The organism is Mycobacterium sp. NGS66 (genome assembly GCF_059812225.1).
The window spans coordinates 49349-67656 of record NZ_JCALCG010000014.1 but is presented as its reverse complement, the minus strand read 5'-3'; the positions used below and the strand labels follow the sequence as shown (position 1 = coordinate 67656).

The following is an 18308-nucleotide window of genomic DNA, read 5'->3' as shown; positions in this document are numbered from 1 at the left end:
ACTTCGATAATGACGGAGCTGGCCACCGAGGTGGTACCCGAGAAGTTCGCCTGCGGGGACACTTTCGTGCCGAAGAGCCGGTACGTAGACCCGGAGTTTCTCCAGCTCGAGTTGAACCGATTGTTCACACAGGTCTGGCAGCCCGCCTGCCGCGAAGAGGAAATCCCCTCCCCCGGTTGCTATTACGAGTACACGATCGGCCGGCAGTCCATCGTGGTCGTACGCCAAAAGAACCGCAGCATCAAGGCGTTTCACAATACGTGCGCCCACCGCGGGATGAAGATTGTCCGCGGCAGCGGATGCTCGGAGGGCAAGGAATTCCGCTGTGGGTTTCACGGTTGGCGCTACGAGTTTGATGGCCGATCGTCGTTCGTTCCGTGCCGTGAGGAGTTCGCCGCCCGTCCACGCGATCAGTGGGGCCTTCGCCCCGTCGCCGTGGGCACGTGGGGCGGGTGGGTGTTCGTGAGCATGGCGGAAAACCCGCCGGATCTGCTCGAGTGGCTGGACCCTTTGCCAGCCGCGCTGGCGCCGTTTCGGCTGCAGGACATGCGCTACCGCTGGCGCAAGCGCACTTTCTTACCGGCGAACTGGAAGACCGTCGTCGACGCTTTCATCGAGGGTTACCACACCCCTGGCACCCATCCGCAGACGCTGCGATCCGCCGAAGGGCCGCGGCCGTCGGCTGCACCCGCGGCGCCACAGGAGTACGTCTATGCCCCGTACACCCCGACCATCACGTACAAGAACCACTCCCGGTTCGTCTATACGCAACGTCCCGAACACGCGGGCCGCGATAGCGGGCGTCAGCAACTGGCCGCGCGACCTGAGGTGTTTGCGAACTCGATGCAGTATCAGTACCTGGAGGTCGGGTCGCTGGTCACCGAACGTGACTACCGGGCGGCGCAGCAGCTGGCCGCGATGGAGCCCAGCGAGGTCCCGCCTTTCGTCCGCTATCACCAGCTATGCGAGGAGCTGGCCCGCGCCGAAGGCGTTGATTTTCCCCAGATGTCGATGGAGCAATACTTCGCGGGAAACGGCGACTGGCATGTCTTTCCCACCATGGTCATCCTCGTCGAGAAATCGTGTCTGCTCGGCTACCGCATGCTGCCCGACGCGGAGGACCCGAATCGATCCACATTCGAGATGTTCTCCCTGGAGCATTTCGCGTCCGGAGAGGTGCCGGAGACGCAGTGGCAGGTCTTCGAGCGATGGCAGGATCACGACGGCTGGGGCGAGCTACCGTCACAGGATCTGAGAAACATTGGCGCCATGCACGCCGGCATGCATTCTGCAGGTTTCTCCGGACTGTGGCTGAATACCGCGCAGGAAATGTCGATTCGCAACGAGCACGCGATCGCCGACAGATACTTGTTTGGGTCCGGCCGCGAGCAATAACCGATTCCGCTGCCCCCTGAAACGGGTAGGCCGCGACGCTGGCTAGCCCCCGCCGACTCCCGTGTACTTGTCGATCAGTTGCCTCTTGTAAAGCTTGCCGGCGTCGGTCCGGGGCAGCTGACTCTCGAAATGCATCGCCCGCGGACACTTGTAGTGCGCTATGCGATTGCGAAGCCACGCGATCAACTCATCGGCGAGTCCGGTTGACGCCAGAGTCGGATCAGCCAACTGCACAACGGCGGTCACCGACTCCCCCATGACCGGATCCGGCACGCCGAATACGGCGGCGTCGACAACTAGCGGGTGGCTGATGAGCTGGTTCTCAATCTCCTGCGGGTAGATGTTCACCCCACCGGAGATGATCATGTAGTTGCGGCGATCAGTGAGGTAGAGGTAGCCCTCGTCATCTAGGTAGCCGACGTCCCCGACGGTGACCCAGCCTTCGGGGCTTCGCGCCGCGGCGGTATTCGCCTTGTCGTTGAGGTACTCGAACGGATAGCCGCCCTCGAAGTAGATTTCACCAATTTGCCTCGGTCCGAGCTCGTTTCCGGCGTCATCGAGGATGTGCGGCGTACCACGCATGGGCTTGCCCACCGATCCTGGGTGGGCAAGCCACTCATCGGCACGGATGAACGAGGTACCGGCACCTTCAGAGGAGCCGTAGTACTCGTCGACTATCGGACCCCACCAGTCAATCATTTGGCGCTTGATCTCAGGTGGACACGGAGCGGCAGCGTGGACGACACGCTGCAAAGTCGATAGGTCGTAGCGCATCCGGGTTTTTTCGGGCAGCCGCAGCATCCGCACAAACATCGTCGGCACGAACTGTGCGTGCGTGACACCGTAGCGCTCTATGCATGCGAGGGCATTTTCGGCATCAAAGTTTTCCATGAGAACCGTTGTCGCGCCGGCTGCTTGCGCGGCCAGGGTCCACATCGCCGGCGCGGTGTGGTAGGTCGGAGCAGGGCTCAAGTAGACCGAGTCGGCCCGTACTCCAAGCGCCTCGAAGACGGGCGTCGACAAATTCGAAAAACCTGTACCTAGCGGGTTCAAAGGTCGGCGGATTCCCTTCGGGCGACCAGTGCTGCCCGCCGAGTACTGCAAAAGCTGCCCATCGCACTCATCGGCAATCGGCGTCGAAGGCTCTGAGGCGGCGCATTGGGGATAGCGCTGCCAGCCGATGAGGTCGTCATCGGCGATCAGCTTAACGTCCGGCAATACGGACGGAAGTTGTTGGGACAGTTGATGACACACATTTCGGATCGCTCGGGAGGAGATAATGGCTTTCGCCCCGCTGTCTTTCACGATGTAGGCGATCTCGGAGGGGCTCAGATGGGTGTTGACCAGCGTGTAGTACAGGCCGCTGCGCTTGGCCGCCCACATCGCCGCGTGGATGTGTTGGTTATTTTCCATGAGCACCGCGACCGTGTCCCCGGCTACGAGGCCCGATCTTCGCAGGAAGTGAGCGAGTCTGTTCGCGTCGGCCTCAAGGCGCGCGAAGCTCACTACGGCGCCGGAGGGATGAAGAATCACTGCCGGTTTGGCGGAACCTGCGTGATCACGCAGCTGCATACCGGGCGCCTCGAACCGTCATGGCGTTGCCCTGTTCCAGGGTTGGTCCCAGCGATCGGTGGCCGCCACCTCATCAAGCGGTTTGCGCCGCACAGGATGGTGGCCCCCCTTGGGCCAGCCCGCCGTCAGCAGGGTTGCGATCTTCCAATCGTCAGGAATTCCGACCATCGACCGCAGTTGGTCCTCGCAGGAACCGTGCCAAAGGGTGATAGCCGCGCCAAGGCCTTGCGCGCGTGCTGCCAGCAGAAAGTTCTGCACTGCAGGAAAGATCGAACCCGCCTGCTGAAGTTCAGTGGTTCCGCGCTGCGGCTGCACGCAGAACAGGACAAGCACAGGTGCCGCGCCACCGACGCTCATGTGCTCGGCCATCGCTCGTAAAACGCGCGATTTTGGGTCGTCGGCCTCGTCCCCGGGCATCGAAATCGAATAAAACTCGGTCATCACGTCCCAAGTCTTCTGGGCCGCAACCGTTATCACGTCGCGCAGGCTTTGCGCGTTCAGCACGACGAACTTCCACGGCTGCTGATTGCCTCCGGACGGCGCCCAACTCGCGGCGCGCAGACAGGTTTCGATCACGTCATGGGAGACGGGCTCGTCACGGTAGCGCCGCACAGCCGCCGCCGTACGCATGACCTCCCACAGGTCCGTCGATGTTTGCGAGACAGCTCGTTCGGTCACGACTTCACCGTCGTGGGGAGCACTCCGTGCCACGTCCCGCCGCGCACCGGGCCGGTGACCAGTGGTAGATCAAGCGTCGACAGCACACCCGGTGGCGCAGCGATGACTGCCGGGATCGCATTGAGTTCCCGCATTACCGTCGCATATGTCAAGCCCCGCATAGTGTTTCCCCGTCCGTGCATTTCAACGTCAACCGTGTACGTGGGTAGACCGTCGACAATGACGCGATAACCACCATGCGGCGACGGGTGCCGTGGCCACTCCGGAGCCGACCCTTCGCCCATGCGAGTGATGTGCTCTAGCACCACTCGCTGCTCACCGTCGACGATTCCAGCGAGCTTGAAGCGCATTCCACCCATCGTGCCCGGCTCGATCCAGCCCGACGCAACCTCGTATCGCTCTGTGGCCAACCATTTCTCGATGGTTGTGTCGACGCGATCGAGCGGCAAGCCGACGCCGTCCGCAACCAAATGTACGATCGGCGCCCACAACGCGGCCAGGCGCGCGGTGTCGAACAACGGCGCCGGGTGGTCTGGCGGGTGGCCGAATCCCATGAAGTCGAACATGACGTCGGGTTGGTTGATGGGACCGTAATCGAGGATCTCGAGCATGGCGATGGTGTCGACACGGCTGCTGAATCCCGTCATCGTCAACGCGATGACATCGTTGGCCCAGCCGGGGTCGACGCCGCTGTTGAAGAAGCTCGTGCCGCCCTCTTCGCATGCAGCCGAAATGAGGTCGACGGTCTGCTTGTCGGCAGCCGGTGGATAACACATCGGCACCAGCGAGGTACACACGACGTTCTTGCCTGCACGTAGGCAGCGCGCGATGTCTTGGGCCGCCTCGTGGTACCGATAGTCGCCCGACGCGAAGTAAGCGACGACGTCGGCATCCAGAGCCAGTGCGGCCTCGACGTCACGGGTGGCGATGACGCCGGTCACGGGCATTCCGCACAGATCGCCGGCATCCTTACCCTCTTTGGCCTCGGCGTGCACGACCACGCCGACGAGGTCCAACCCCGGATGCGCGATCAGCGCGCGCAAAGCGGCGACCCCGACCTGACCGGGACCCCACAGAATCACCCGCGGCTTACCTTGGCAGTCCGTCATCTGCTCCCTTCCCGGTTGACCCGTCCAACCTGTGAGAACATACCTTCTCGGATATTGATAACACCATTGCCGTACCAGAAGAGCCATGGAGGAAATAGTGACCGATTACGAGTTCTTGAAGTGGGAGACGTTCGACGACGGCCAGATCGTCCGAATCTCGTTGAACCGTCCGGAGCAACGCAACGCGCAAAACCGCGGAATGCTGGTCGAACTCGACGACGCCTTCGCCCATGCCGAGGCCGACGACAACGTCCGCGTCGTCATCCTCGCCGGCGAGGGGCCAATGTTCTCCTCTGGCCATGACATCGGCTCGAAGCAGGCCCGCGCCGAGTTCACTCCTGGACCGAGTCAGCACCCGACGGCGGCTATCAACGGCGGAACCCGGGATGGCGCGGAGAAGATCATGCTGCAGGAGTGGCACTACTTCTTCCAGAACAACCTGCGCTGGCGAAACCTGCGCAAGATCACGATCGCGCAGGTCCACGGAGACGTGTTCTCTGCGGGCCTGATGCTGATCTGGGCATGCGACTTGATCGTAGGAAGCCAAGAGGTGCGCTTCGCCGACGTCGTCGGTACCCGGCTCGGTATGTGCGGCATGGAGTACTTCGGGCACCCATGGGAGTTCGGCCCCCGCCGCACCAAAGAACTGATGCTGACCGGCGATGCGATCGACATCGAGGAGGCCCACCGACTTGGCATGGTCAGCAAAATCTTCAAACGAGAGGAACTACCCGACCGCACACTCGAAATGGCTCGTCGCATCGCCACAGTGCCGACAATGGCGGCTCTGCTTATCAAGGAGTCGGTCAATCAGTCCGTGGACAACATGGGCTTCTACAACGCCCTGCAGTCCTGCTTCACCCTGCACCAGCTGAACCACTCGCACTGGGTCGGCGTACGGGATGACAAGCGTGCCACTGCCGGCGAGGAGCAGGGCGTGCCGGATTGGCGAACCGCTCCCCCGATAGTCCTGTCGATCAAAGACCAAGTGCGAGCCGAGGCGTGACGGTTCAGTTCGCCACGGCCCCGTAGCGGGCGTCCGCGACGCGATCGAGGGCGACGGCCGATTCGCCGTACACCATCGCCCAACCCCGAACGCGGCGGTAGTACAGCTGGATGTCGCCTTCCATGCTGAAACCGTAGCCACCATGGATATGCAAGCTGCGCTGGGTCGCGTCACGCGCAGTCTCGTAGGCGAAGGCGAATGCCATGGCGGCCAGCTCGGTCACGCGCTCCGGCTCCTCGACGAATGCGCACGCCGCCTCGAGCGCCAGCAGCAGCGCGCCGTCGGCCGCAGTGGCGCTGTCCGCCAACGGATGAGACACCGCTTGAAAAGATCCAATCGGCTTCCCGAATGCCTGTCGCTGCTTGGCGTACTCGACACCCAGTTCGACGGCCTTCTTCGCCGCACCGGCGAGCGCTGAAGCGGTCAGGGCCAGCCACAGATCCAGTGCGTCGGAGAAGATCCGCTGTGCCGCGTCTCCATCGGCAAGCACCACGACCTCGTCCTCGACCGTGACATCGGCCAGCGGAAGCGAGCCGAGATTCTGCACGCGCCGACGGTTCTCGCCGAGCGGCACCGCGATCAGGCGCCCGTCCGAAAGCGCCACCACCGTATCCGCGACGGCGCCGCCGGGTACTAGGCCAAGTGCGCGGTCTCGTGCGACGCGCGGGGCAAAGCTGACGAGGTTGTCGCCGGCCATGGTTTCCGCCAGCAGAGCGGCGCCGTTATTCCCACACCTGGCGAGCAGCCTGGCTGCGACTTGGGCCTCGATAACCGGGGCGGATGCCAGCGCCCGACCGTACTGCTCGGCGATCAAGGCCAATTCGAGCTCGGATGCACCCCAGCCATCGGCGGCGTCGCCGACGGCCATCTGCACGGCACCGGTCTCGAGCAATGCCTTCCACAGCCGGGAATCGAAACCAATGGGCTCCGCAGCCCGGACCCGCTGCGACGTCGACTCGCGCGCATACATCGCGGCGAACGAGTCGACGAGCTGGCGCTGTTCGCTGGAAAGGCTCAGGTCCACGCTCAGGTCCCATCACATGCGGATATGGTTACTCTCACAAATGAGAGTAACATTATCGCGCGTGCGGCCACGGGGCTCGTTCTGAGACAGATTGGTTCTGATTCATGCACTTTCAGCTCGACGCCGACACCCAGGCATACCACGACGGAGTACGCAGCTACCTCGCAAAAGTCATGACGCCCGAGTCCGAAGAGCGGATCTACCGCAGCGGCGTTTCGCACGACGACGATTTCGCCAAGGGGCTGGTGGACGAAGGTTATTTCGCTCCAAGCTGGCCGACCGAATTCGGCGGCCAGAACGGCGATGCATGGGACGAGCAGGTTCTCCGAGAGGAACTCATGCGAGCAGAAGCACCCATGTACCTCTCGGAGACCACCCGAATGGTGGCCTCGATCATCCGGGCCGTTGGCACGCCGACGCTGAAGGGCCGCATTCTCGGCGGTGCGATGAAAGGCGATATCACGATTGCACTGGGGTTCACCGAACCCGAATGCGGCTCGGATGTCGCCGCGGCGACCACGAAGGCCGTGCGCGATGGCGACCAATGGGTCATCAACGGCTCCAAGATGTTCACCACAAACGGTCACATCGCTGACTACGTGTTCCTGCTGGCACGCACAAGTCCCGACAAACCCAAGCACCAGGGACTCACCATGTTTCTCGTACCGTGCGACTCCGAGGGATTCGAAGCCCAAGCGGTGTGGACGCTTTCGGGTGAACGCACCAACGTCACGTTCTACACCGACGTCCGCGTTTCAGACGAGTGGCGCGTCGGCGATGTCGACGCCGGCTGGCAGGTGATGGGGCTGTCGCTGCAGGACGAGCACGCATCCGGGTGGGGGCCGCATATTTCTCGGCTGCTACAGCACGTCGAGCAGTGGGCGGCGGACACTCTGGCCGACGACGGATCGCCACAGCTATGCAAGACCGATGTACGGCGGCGAATCGCCAGGGTGGCAATGGAAGACGAGGTTTCGAGGCTTCTGCTTCGTCGCTGCGTCTGGATGACCGTGACCGGCCAGAACCCGGTGGCGGAGGGACCGATGTCCAAGGTGTTCAGCACCGAAGCACTTGTGCGCGCCAGCCAGGACGTGATGGAACTGGTAGGGCCGGACGCGGCGCGAAGCTACTTCGAGCCGACGGCCCCGGAGCAGGGTCGTTTCGAATACCTCATGCGGTTCGCGTTGGGCACCACAATCTATGCGGGCACAAGCGAAGTTCAGCGCTCCATCATCGCCCAGCGCGGACTGGGCCTACCCCGTTAGCCTTTCGGGGCTTGCGAGCAGTGCTTCGCTTTGCCACCGCCTTGGCGGCCGTGCTTCGCTTCCCCGCAGACTTGGCGGCCGTGGGCTTGGGCTTGGGCTTGGCGGAATCTGCCGGCGGTGTGAGGGCTTGCTTGCACCAGGCCCATAACTGATCCTCGGCAAGCTCTGCGCCCTTGACCCCCAGGTGGAAGACCCCGATCTGGGCGAGTGCAATGAGTGTCGAGTTCAGCAGCGTGGTCAACTGCGCTGGCGTCAAGTCTTTTCGGATCAACCCGGCACGCGAGCATGCGGTGAGGATCTTCGTGAGCAGCTTCTGGTGCGGCTCCCAGATCTTCGCGAAGTCGGCAGGCCGCTCAATCTCCAAGCTCAAGTTGTAGATCGTCATCACCCGGCCGCCGATCGCCTCGGATGACTCGGCCCGGGAGAGAAATCCACGACAGAACGCCTCGAGTTGTTCCATCGGACCGTCTGCCATCGCAACCTCATGGCGGATGGCTTCGATGAACTGACTCGTGGCGTTCTCGTAGAGCGCGAGCAGGAGCTCTTCCTTGCCCGCAAAGTGTTGATAGAACGCACGCAGGCTCAGGTTCGACCGATCGATCAGAGTTTGGATGGTGAAATCAGCGCGCCCAGACTCCTCGACCAACTCCAGCGCAGTGGCAAGAAATCTCGAGCTGCGTGCCAGCGCACGGGCTCGGGCGGCGGAAAGACGCCGCTCTATCGTTCTTTCCTGCCAGCTCGTCGGCATCTCGCCGAGGTCGGCGTCGACGAGCTCAAGGCTGGCTTCGGTGTCCTGTGCGGGGCGCTTCTTAGCAGTCATGATTGCTTGAGAATACGCGTTGCCAGGTGGATTCGCCGAATCAACATGCACCGGTATGTTGATTGGCTTCGAATCGTGCCGGTGCGGGCGTGGCGGTCCTGCGACCATGCGTTACCCTGGAAACGGTTATTCTCGTTTGCGGGAATCAGGGTTTCATAGTTGAAGCCTGTATCGCCGAAGGAGCGCAGCGTTGAGCACTGACATCCGAATTGTCTCGCCGGACGACCATTTGGTCGAGCCTGCCGATCTGTGGACCAGCCGGCTGCCTGAGCGCTATCGCGACATCGGACCGCGGATCGTTCGGACCCGCGGGCGGATGGATCCGTCTGTGACTTCCGATGTCGCGTTCGTCGAAGACGACGAGGGTCGCGACGCCGACATCTGGCGCTACGAGGATGCCGTCATCCCGATCCCGCTCATCAGCGCGGCGGCCGGCTACGAACTCGACGAGCTCACCACCGACCCGATCACCTACGACGAGATGCGCCCCGGTTGCTTTCGCCCGGCCGACCGGCTCGCCGACATGGACATTGCGGGCATCGAGGCGTCGGCGTGCTTTCCCAACACGCTCGTCCGCTTCTGCGGCCAGCGCTTCCTGTACGGCAAGGACAAGGAGCTCGCCAAGCTCTGCGTCGAGGCTTACAACGACTTCCAGATCGATGAGTGGGGCGGCAGCTCGAACGGTCGGCTGATCCCGCTCGGCATCATCCCGCTGTGGGACGTCGAGCTCGCCGCTAAGGAGGTCGACAGAGTGGCCGCGCGTGGCATGCACGCCGTGTGCTTCTCCGAGCTGCCTTCTCGTCTCGACCTGCCGTCGATCCACAGCGGCTATTGGGACCCGTTCTTCGCCGCGTGCGAGCGAAATCAGGTGGGCATCATGCTGCATATCGGGTCGAGTTCGTCGCTCACGAAGTCCTCTCCCGACTCGCCGCATGTCGTGACCAGTGCGCTGATGGCGGTCAACTGCACCATCGCGCTGGTGGACTGGCTGTTTTCCGGCAAGCTCAAGCAGTTCCCAAACCTCAAGCTGGCGTTCGCCGAGGCGCAAGCGGGCTGGATTCCCTACTACCTGCAACGCGTGGACGAGGTCTGGGAGGACCGCCGGGCGTGGGGCGGAATACACCCGCTGCTGACTGAACCACCCAGTACTCAAGTCCCCGGCCGCGTATGGTTCTCCACGTTCGGCGACCCTGTCGCCTTCCGTATCCTCGACCTCGTCGGTGAGGACCAGCTCATGTTCGAGACCGACTACCCGCACAACGACACCAACTGGCCGCACAGCATGGAGGTCGCCAACAAGGCAACTGAGGGTCTGGACGAGGAAACCAAGCGAAAGGTGCTGTCCACCAATGCCAAGACGTTCTTCGGCATGGCATAACGCTCCGGAGTTGCTGCGCTAGCGCGCCTTCCAGTTCGGCTGACGCTTCTCGAGGAAGGCGCGTGGGCCCTCGATGGCATCCTTCGTCAGGGCAACCTTCATGCGGTAGTTCTCGGCGAGTAGCTCGGCCTCGTAGATGGGCAATGTCAGACCCTTACGCACGGCCATGCGCGAACCCCGCACCGCCAGCGGCGCATTGGAATTCACGATCTCGGCGATCTCCCACGCCCGATCCATGAGCTTGTCGTGGGCGACCACTTCGGTGAAAACGCCCAAGTCGTATGCGCGCTGCGCGTCGAGTTGTTCGTGTTTGCCCATCAAGATCAGCCGCATCGCGACCGGCAGCGGCAGGATCCGGGCCAGCCTGACCCCTTCGCGCCCGGAGCTCACACCGATGCTGACGTGGGGATCCATCAACGTGGCACGCTCGGATGCGACGGTGATGTCCGCGGTGGTAACCAAGTCCATTCCCGCGCCGCAGGCGATGCCGTTTACCGCACAGATGATCGGCTTGGTCATCTGAAGCCAGGGCGGCGTCGCCTCCTGCGGCGCATCCCATTGCCGCATCGAGCTGAGGATGGGCTCGCCCTGGTTGTCAATTCCCGCGGCGTTCTCCATGTCATGGTCGGCAGCCTTGTTGACGTCAGCTCCGACACACAGCGCGCGGCCGGCGCCGGTGATGATGACCGTCCAGATATCTTGGGAGCGTTCGATTTCGGCGTACACCTCGGCGAGCTCTGCGATCATCTCGTCGTTGATGGCATTGAGTACCTCGGGCCGGTTCAGCGTCACGCACGCCGTGTGACCCCGAACCTCGAATTCGACAGTGTCGTAATCCCTCACCTGCTGTGGCTCTCTTTCTCCAAAGCCGTTGCGGCGGTGGGACGAAAACCGAAGATATCGTTGAATCTCTCACAGTAGCGCGGCCAGACATCGGGGTTCAGCAGCCGGGGCGGCATGCCGCCCCCGAAGATCACCAGCCATTGGGTCGCGGTGGCCACGGCGATGTCGCGGGCGGCTTCCACGGTGATGCCGGCGACATGCGGTGTGGCAACGACATTGTCGAGGCCTAGCAGCGGATTGTCTGGCCGCGGCGGCTCGTCGTGGAACACGTCGAGGCCTGCCCCTGCGATGCCGTTGCTGACCAAGGCGTCGTACAGCGCTGTTTCGTCGTGCACGGGACCGCGCGCGGTGGTGATGAAGAACGCGGAGGGCTTCATCGCGGCGAACTGTTCGGGCCCGAACAAGCCACGTGTCTCAGCCGTGAGCGGACAGGTGACCTGAACAAAATCGGAGCGTCCGACCAGCTCGGCGAGTTCCACCAACGTCACGCCGCGCGCGGCGGCGGTCACGTGGTCGACATAGGGATCGTAGGCCAGTATCTCCATCGCGAAGGGCGCGCACAGCTCGACCAGGCGGCCGCCGATGGCACCGAGACCGACCACTCCGAGCGTTTTTCCGAGCAACTGACTGCCCCGCAAGGCCAAGCGGTCACCGAGCGGTCCGCTACGTAGTGCGCGGTCGGAGATGGTGATCTTCTTGGCAAGATCGAGCATGAAACCCAGCGCATGCTCGGCGACGGCCTCCGCTCCCGGACCGGAGTTGTTGCACACCGCGATTCCGGCCCTTGTGCACACCTCGACGTCGATCACGTCATAGCCGGCGCCCGCCGAACAGACGGCCAGCAGCTGATCGCAGCGTTGGACCAGGGCAGGACCCACCAACCACTGTTCGCCGTCGGGGACGGACGCCACATCGGTGCGCGTGGCGACCTGATACCCGTGGGCGGATTCCATTACCGCCCAAGCGTCCTCGGTCGGCGCATTCAGGTCGAGTTTGACGACGTCGATGTCGGCCGCCTCGAGAACTTCCGCGGCGACGGGATCGGTCCATCGCTCGCAGACGAGCCTCGGACTTGGGCCTTGGCTCATTGCTTCAGCTTCGGTTTCGCTTGCGCGGCCTTGAACATGTCGGCGAGTTCGGCGTTGACATTCTTGTAGTCGTTGCGCGCAATCGCGCCGTCCCGGCCGGGGACTACGTCATACCCCAGCCGCAGGTCCTTGTTCTCCATGTGGAAGTACTCGCGCCCGATGGGCAGTCGTCGGTCTCGGCGCGGCACCTCCATCCATGCGCGCAGGAAGCAGCGGGCCTTTTTCGGATCGTTGCTGCTGACGAAATCGGAACGCGAATGGCACATGGCGAAGTTGTTCGCCACCGCTGCCTCGCCCGACTCGAGCCGGAACTCAACTTGCTGCTCGACCAGAATGTTGCGGAGTAATTCGATCGCCTCGGTTTGTTCGGGCGTGAACTCCCGGCCGAGTGCGTGCATGGCGGGCAGGATGCTGCTGTAGGTGAAGTTGATGCAGATCCTGCCGTCGATCTGGGAGAACACCGGGACGTCGTACGGGGTGACATCCGGCTGGTCGTCGGGCTGCTCGCTGCGCCGGTGATGCGGAAACCCTTGATATAGCACTGGAAGCAGATCGGGTCGCTCCTTGAGAATCCGATTGTGTGCCGCCGGCCCGCTCGCGAACTGGCTCTCACCGCCCTGGGCTGCCGGATAGACGCACAGCAGCGACAGGATGTCAGCGGCATCATTGTGCATGGCAAGCTCCGCCCGCGACTTGGTGCCACGCGCGGGCTGCACGCCGTTCGGCAGTACCTCCTCCTGGACGCGCACCATTCGGTGGCCAAACGAGTTGTTCGACACGAGGTAGCCGAGATGGGTGCAAAACGCCCAGTAGATGCGCTCAAGCTCGTCGATCGAGTGCTGTTCGACCGGAAAACCACGCACGCACGCCAGGCCCTTACCGAACATCACATCCCGGTACAGCCTCGCCAGATCATCATCGAGATCGGGGTGGCGGGCATCGTCGCGGGTGATGTCGTCGCGATCCTTTTTTGACGTATTGGCCAAGATCGATTCCAGGGCAGCCACGTTGCGCGTCGATAGGTCGAAAGCGAAATCGTCCTTCCCCGTAAAATCCGCGCCGGTCCAGGACATCGAGTCGGTGACTTGCTGGTGATAGATCGCGGTGGGCATCCGTCCTCCTGTTGTGGTGGCGAGGCTTTCGGCTATCGGGTTATCCGTCGTTGCTACGTCTGCGGCGACCGTCGAGCTCTCGCAACGCGCATGCGCGGGCGGTCGCCGCCTCGGTCATCATCCCGATGTCCGTACCGGCCGAAATGAAACGCAGACCCAGATCTGTGAAGCGTTTCAGCAGGTCAACAGACTTAATACCGGCTATTCCCAGCGCCACGCCGTGTGCACGACAAGCCGCCGCGACCGATTCTACTGCACGGTGGAAATGGGCATTCTCATAGTCGCCGTGGATGCCCATTTCGGCTGTCAGATCGCTCGGGCCAAGAAGTAGCATGTCGACACCATCGACAGCCGCGATCGCGTCGACGTCGTCGACCGCTTGCGGCGTTTCGATCATCACCGCCACCACTGTGCGGCGCTCGAGGAAGTCGGTGAGTTCGGCCGCCGACCTGGGGTGGTACCCGCTCACCACATTCGGCCCGGAGATCGAGCGATGCCCGATCGGAGGGAACCGTGCCGCTTCGACGACAGCTGCCGCCTCAGCTCTCGAATTCACATGCGGCACAATGATTCCAATTGCACCGTTGTCTATCACCCGAGCGATGACACTCGGATCGTGGGAGGGCACGCGAACCAACGCCGAGATGCCTGCTCCCAAAGCGCTTGCGCAGAGCATCGCGGCCGTCTCCAGCGTCGTGGAGGTGTGTTCGAGGTCGACGTAGACCGCGTCGTATCCGCATGCTGCAGCGATCGCCGGGATATCTGGAGTGCGCGCGCTCATCAGCGCCAGACACAGCACCAGCTCGTCGCCGCGCAACGCCTCCCGTAGTGGTTTCTGCACACGCTCACGGTAGCCCACTGAGAACGGTCATTCCACCGAGTCGTGAATGGCATTATCAATGTGGTAACCATGACATATGCCAGCCAATCGAGTCGCCATCGTCGGCGTCGGCCTGTCGGATTGTGGACGGGTGCCGGATAAGACCGCGCTGGCGTTAATGGCTCAATCCGCACGCCGCGCCATTGCCGACGCCGGTCTGACGAAGGATGACATCGACGGCCTCGGCGGCCATGGGACCCTGCTGCCGCCCGTTGAGGTCAGCGAGTACCTCGGCTTGCGGCCGTCCTGGGTCGACGCGACCAACGTCGGCGGGTCGTCCTGGGAGGTGATGGCAGCACACGCTGCCGATGCTATTGCTGCCGGCACGATCGACGTGGCGTTGCTGACGTACGGATCGACGGCGCGTTCCGACGTCAAGCGTCGCGTACGTGCATCAGCGGCGGCGATGAGTACCGGCGGGGCCATGCAGTACGAGGCTCCTTACGGCGCAACCCTGATCGCAAAGTATGCGATGGCCGCCAGGCGCCACATGATCGAATACGGCACCACCGCAGAGCAATTGGCCGAAGTCGCGGTTGCGGCCCACGAGTGGGCGGCGATGAACGACGACGCATTTGAGCGCGACCGGATAACCGCCGCCGACGTTGCCGCAGCACCGATGCTGGCCGATCCCTTCACCGCCAAGCATGTGTGCCTGCGCACCGACGGTGGCGGCGCCGTGGTGCTGGCCAGCGAGCGGGTGGCGAAGGATTGCGCCAAGGAGCCCATCTGGATTCTTGGTGCCGCCGACTCGACATCGCACGTCAGCATGAGCGAGTGGGCCGACTTCACCACGTCCGCCGCCGCGCTGTCCGGCCCCTGGGCGTTCGCTCAAGCCGGCGTCGGGCCAGCCGATATCGACGTGTGTCAGCTCTATGACTCCTTCACCTCCACGGTGCTGCTCACGGTGGAGGATCTGGGTTTCTGCGCCAAAGGCGAGGGCGGGCCGTTCATCGCATCAGGTGCGCTACGTCCGGGCGGATCGCTACCGACCAACACCGACGGCGGCGGTCTAGCCGCGTGCCATCCCGGCATGCGGGGAATGTTTCTGATGGTCGAAGCGACGAGGCAGCTACGCGGCGAATGCGGACCCAGACAGGTTGACGGCGCGCGTCTGGCATGCGTGCACGCCATGGGAGGCTTTTTCACCCACAGCGCCACCATGATTCTCGGGAGGCAGTGATGGATGTGCCGGTGGCCGCGAACAGGCCCACGATCGACTGCGACAGTGAATCGTGGTGGCAGGCCATCCAGGATCGACGGCTGCTGATCAACACGTGTGCCGGGTGCGGCCAGAACTCGCTGTACGTGCGCCCGTTCTGTCCGCACTGCTGGAGCGAGGACGTCGCGCAGGCACCGGCGTCCGGGCGGGCACGGCTCTACACGTGGACCGTGGTGCACCAGAATGCCGCACCCTTCGATACGCGCACACCGTATGTGGTCGCCATGGTGGATCTCGCCGAGGGCCCCCGGATGATGACGGTTCTGGAAGACTGCCCCGCCGAAAACCTTTGTGCAGGCATGGAACTCACTATCGCATTTCGCGATGACGATGACGGCTTTATTGTCCCGGTCTTCCGGCAGGTGGCAGCAGGTGCGGGAAAGGAATAGGGATGAACACGGCGGACAAACCAGCCGACTGACGCTCAGCCAGCTGCCGCGAGGCGGTCGGCGAGCACCCGCGGCCTCCCTTCCGAGCGCGCACCGAGCTTGTTGCGCTCGACCTTGCCGTTGGCATTGACCGGCAGCGGCTCGTTCCAGAACACCAGTTCCTCGGGCAACTTGTACTTGGGCAGTCCCGCCGAGATCAACGCGTCGGCGACCTCCGCGAGCGACAGTTCGACGTCGGCGTCGAGAACCATTGCGACAGCGAGTCGTTCGCCGGTCGTGGCGTCGGCCACCGAGTACGCCGCGCAGTCGCGCACCTCGGCGATCCTTGCGACGGCCTCCTCCACCTCAGCAGCCGCGATCTTCAAACCGTTGCGAATGATGATGTCCTTCAAGCGCCCGACGATGCGCACCCGGCCTTCGGAGATTTCGGCCACGTCGCCGGTGCAAAACCAGTCGCCATCGAACGCCTTCGCGTCGTCCGCGGCGTCGGTGTACCCGAGGAACGTGTGTGGCCCCCTTATGCAGCACTCTGTCGGATCCGCTGCGGAACCGACTTTCACCTCGACGTCCTGCAGGGCGACACCGTCGTCGGCGTGACGCACGGCCGCGGACTCAGACCGCAGGCTAGACGTGCTCACCGGCACTTCGGACGAGCCATAAGCGCGCATCACGATGATCCCGAAATCGTCTTCAATGCGCGTCACGATGCGCCGGTCCAGCATCATCCCGCCCAGATAAACGGCTTCCAGCGGCACATCCAGGCCGCGAACCACCGCCTCGTCGAGCAACCTGTCCAGCAACCGGTCGGGTCCGCCGTACCACGTCGCACCCGACGAGACGAGGAACTCGCAGGTTGCGGCGGCATCCCAGTTGTCCTCGAGGATGACGGGCGCGCACAGCATCGGCGCGATGAACAATGCCTGCAACACTCCCGTCACCGACGCCAGCGGACTGATGAGAAAAATCCGGTCCGCCGGCTCCAGTCCGGCGGCCGCGATGTAGTTCGACGACGCCTTCATCAGCGTGCTCTGCGAGTGGATGACTCCTTTGGGCACCGAGGTGGTTCCCGACGTATACAGCACAAGGCAGGGCTCGTCGGCCGCACGCTGGGACCGGTACTTCGTTTGCGGTGTGCCGCCGGCGTCCACAGCGACCCATCTCAATTGCGTGGGCACCCCTTTCCGCTGGGCCGCAGGCCAATTCGGTGCAACCCCAACTTCGGCCCCCGTGCGCGCGACGATGTCCGTCAGCTGTGCCTCACCGGCGTTGCGGGGCACCAGCAGGACCACGGCATCGAGGCGCAACGTTGCATGGACGGCAACCACTGAATCCACGTCGTTACCCACGACCACAACGGTCGGTGTCGACGCTGCGACGCCCGAAGCCGCCAAAGCGCCACAGGCCGCATCGATGCGCACGTCGAGTTCGGCGTAGCTAAGCTCCGCCCCCCGGGCACACAGAGCCAGCTTCTCCGGACCTCGTTCCGCGGCGGCTCGAACGACGTCGGCGGGCTGACCCGACCAGAAGCCCGCCTCGCGGTATCGATCCCGCAATACCGCGGCGCGCCGCTGCGCACACTGCAACAGCGCCGGCGAGCCGCTCATCGATGTCCTCCGATGCAAATGATGGTTCTCATTCAGAGTAAATGTAACCTCTCAGCATGCCGTCAATGAATTTCGACAATCAGGTAGCCATCGTCACCGGTGCAGGCGGTGGCCTTGGCCGCTGTCACGCCATCGAACTCGCCCGCCGGGGCGCACGCGTAGTCGTCAACGACCTGGGAAGTGCAGTGGACGGCACCGGTGCGTCGATATCGGCCGCGCAGGCGGTGGTCGACGAAATCACGTCGGCGGGCGGCACCGCGATCGCCAACGGCGATTCGGTCGCCACCGAGGAGGGCGGCGCGGCCATTGTGGCCGCGGCCATGAACACATTCGGACGGGTCGACATTCTCATCAACAACGCGGGAATCCTGCGTGACGCGGCGTTCAAGAACATGACCGCCGAACAGGTGGACGCGGTCATTTCCGTTCACCTGTCCGGGGCGTTCCACGTCACCCGCGCGGTATGGCCGGTCATGCGAGAGCAGAACTATGGACGAATCGTCCAAACGACCTCGGGTACCGGCTTGTTCGGAAACTTCGGGCAGGCCAATTACGGCGCGGCCAAGATGGGGCTCGTCGGCATGATGCATGTCCTCGCCATCGAGGGAGCGCGAAACGGCATCGCGATCAACGCGGTCGCCCCCATCGCACGGACGCGGATGACCGAGACCATCATGGGCGAAGCAGGCAAGGCGATGGACCCTGAGTTGGTCACTCCGGTCGTGGTTTATCTGTCGCATCGCGACTGCGACCGCACTGCGCACATTTATTCAGTGGGAGCGGGCAAGGTGTCGCGGGTGTTCATCGGCGTGACCAAAGGGATCGAGAACGCCTCGCTCACTGCGGAATTAGTCGCTGAGTCGATCGACGAGATCGACGATGCCGCAACGTTCACGATCCGCGGTGGGCCTGCGAAGGAGTGA

General features: G+C 63.4%; 17 protein-coding genes. 7 read left to right on the top strand and 10 right to left on the bottom strand.

All coding sequences use genetic code 11. The features are described from left to right. Positions 1 to 9: 9 nt before the first annotated feature. A complete protein-coding gene (locus tag AC5Y2L_RS22410; protein ID WP_499932222.1) occupies positions 10 to 1395 on the top strand; it encodes an aromatic ring-hydroxylating oxygenase subunit alpha in 1386 nt (461 codons plus the stop codon). A gap of 42 nt (positions 1396 to 1437) precedes the next feature. Here AC5Y2L_RS22410 and fadD4 read toward each other — a convergent pair whose 3' ends face one another. Genes fadD4 through AC5Y2L_RS22395 form a run of 3 tightly spaced genes read right to left on the bottom strand, consistent with a single transcriptional unit; the run spans position 1438 to position 4727 of the window. Then, on the bottom strand, positions 1438 to 2967 hold the full coding sequence (gene fadD4, locus AC5Y2L_RS22405; protein ID WP_499932225.1) for a fatty-acid--CoA ligase FadD4: 1530 nt from the start codon (positions 2965 to 2967) through the stop codon (positions 1438 to 1440). An 18-nt stretch (positions 2968 to 2985) separates the two neighbouring features. Then, the gene (locus AC5Y2L_RS22400; RefSeq protein ID WP_499932227.1) at positions 2986 to 3597 is read right to left on the bottom strand and encodes a nitroreductase family protein; all 612 of its coding nucleotides are present in this window, start codon (positions 3595 to 3597) and stop codon (positions 2986 to 2988) included. 44 nt (positions 3598 to 3641) lie between these two features. Continuing rightward, positions 3642 to 4727 (bottom strand): NAD(P)H-dependent amine dehydrogenase family protein, encoded by a 1086-nt coding sequence (locus tag AC5Y2L_RS22395; RefSeq protein WP_499932424.1) that lies wholly within the window; start codon positions 4725 to 4727, stop codon positions 3642 to 3644. Positions 4728 to 4851: 124 nt separating this feature from the next. Between AC5Y2L_RS22395 and AC5Y2L_RS22390 the strand changes: the two genes are divergently transcribed. Then, the gene (locus AC5Y2L_RS22390; protein WP_499932426.1) at positions 4852 to 5760 is read left to right on the top strand and encodes an enoyl-CoA hydratase; all 909 of its coding nucleotides are present in this window, start codon (positions 4852 to 4854) and stop codon (positions 5758 to 5760) included. Positions 5761 to 5764: 4 nt separating this feature from the next. On the opposite strand, the gene AC5Y2L_RS22385 is transcribed toward AC5Y2L_RS22390, so the two are convergent. Next, on the bottom strand, positions 5765 to 6784 hold the full coding sequence (locus tag AC5Y2L_RS22385) for an acyl-CoA dehydrogenase family protein (protein ID WP_499932229.1): 1020 nt from the start codon (positions 6782 to 6784) through the stop codon (positions 5765 to 5767). 104 nt (positions 6785 to 6888) lie between these two features. On the opposite strand from AC5Y2L_RS22385, the gene AC5Y2L_RS22380 reads away from it, so the two are divergent. Further along, positions 6889 to 8049: an acyl-CoA dehydrogenase family protein gene (locus AC5Y2L_RS22380; RefSeq protein WP_499932231.1), complete on the top strand. Its 1161-nt coding sequence runs from the start codon at positions 6889 to 6891 to the stop codon at positions 8047 to 8049. Here the strand turns inward: AC5Y2L_RS22380 and AC5Y2L_RS22375 are convergent. Next, on the bottom strand, positions 8015 to 8869 hold the full coding sequence (locus AC5Y2L_RS22375; RefSeq protein WP_499932428.1) for a TetR/AcrR family transcriptional regulator: 855 nt from the start codon (positions 8867 to 8869) through the stop codon (positions 8015 to 8017). The genes AC5Y2L_RS22380 and AC5Y2L_RS22375 overlap by 35 nt on opposite strands. Before the next feature lie 190 nt (positions 8870 to 9059). On the opposite strand from AC5Y2L_RS22375, the gene AC5Y2L_RS22370 reads away from it, so the two are divergent. Next, positions 9060 to 10247 carry an amidohydrolase family protein gene (locus AC5Y2L_RS22370; protein ID WP_499932233.1) on the top strand — a complete coding sequence of 396 codons (1188 nt, stop codon included), beginning with the start codon at positions 9060 to 9062 and terminating at the stop codon, positions 10245 to 10247. A gap of 18 nt (positions 10248 to 10265) precedes the next feature. On the opposite strand, the gene AC5Y2L_RS22365 is transcribed toward AC5Y2L_RS22370, so the two are convergent. Genes AC5Y2L_RS22365 through AC5Y2L_RS22350 form a run of 4 tightly spaced genes read right to left on the bottom strand, consistent with a single transcriptional unit; the run spans position 10266 to position 14131 of the window. Then, on the bottom strand, positions 10266 to 11090 hold the full coding sequence (locus AC5Y2L_RS22365) for an enoyl-CoA hydratase/isomerase family protein (protein WP_499932235.1): 825 nt from the start codon (positions 11088 to 11090) through the stop codon (positions 10266 to 10268). After that, a complete protein-coding gene (locus AC5Y2L_RS22360) occupies positions 11087 to 12178 on the bottom strand; it encodes a hydroxyacid dehydrogenase (RefSeq protein ID WP_499932236.1) in 1092 nt (363 codons plus the stop codon). Before AC5Y2L_RS22360 ends, AC5Y2L_RS22365 begins: the two co-directional genes overlap by 4 nt. Next, complete coding sequence (locus tag AC5Y2L_RS22355) at positions 12175 to 13290, bottom strand: TauD/TfdA family dioxygenase (RefSeq protein WP_499932238.1); 1116 nt, start codon at positions 13288 to 13290, stop codon at positions 12175 to 12177. The genes AC5Y2L_RS22360 and AC5Y2L_RS22355 overlap by 4 nt, the downstream gene beginning before the upstream one ends. Positions 13291 to 13330: 40 nt before the next feature. Continuing rightward, entirely contained in the window at positions 13331 to 14131 is an 801-nt protein-coding gene (locus tag AC5Y2L_RS22350; protein ID WP_499932240.1) for an HpcH/HpaI aldolase family protein, read from the bottom strand. 76 nt (positions 14132 to 14207) lie between these two features. Between AC5Y2L_RS22350 and AC5Y2L_RS22345 the strand changes: the two genes are divergently transcribed. Continuing rightward, positions 14208 to 15353, top strand: coding sequence for an acetyl-CoA acetyltransferase (locus AC5Y2L_RS22345; protein WP_499932242.1), 1146 nt, complete (start codon positions 14208 to 14210; stop codon positions 15351 to 15353). Further along, positions 15353 to 15781, top strand: a complete 429-nt coding sequence (locus AC5Y2L_RS22340) for a Zn-ribbon domain-containing OB-fold protein (protein ID WP_499932243.1) — start codon at positions 15353 to 15355, stop codon at positions 15779 to 15781. Before AC5Y2L_RS22345 ends, AC5Y2L_RS22340 begins: the two co-directional genes overlap by 1 nt. A 35-nt stretch (positions 15782 to 15816) precedes the next feature. Here AC5Y2L_RS22340 and AC5Y2L_RS22335 read toward each other — a convergent pair whose 3' ends face one another. Beyond that, entirely contained in the window at positions 15817 to 17385 is a 1569-nt protein-coding gene (locus tag AC5Y2L_RS22335) for a class I adenylate-forming enzyme family protein (protein WP_499932245.1), read from the bottom strand. Positions 17386 to 17441: 56 nt separating this feature from the next. On the opposite strand from AC5Y2L_RS22335, the gene AC5Y2L_RS22330 reads away from it, so the two are divergent. Then, complete coding sequence (locus AC5Y2L_RS22330) at positions 17442 to 18308, top strand: SDR family NAD(P)-dependent oxidoreductase (protein ID WP_499932247.1); 867 nt, start codon at positions 17442 to 17444, stop codon at positions 18306 to 18308.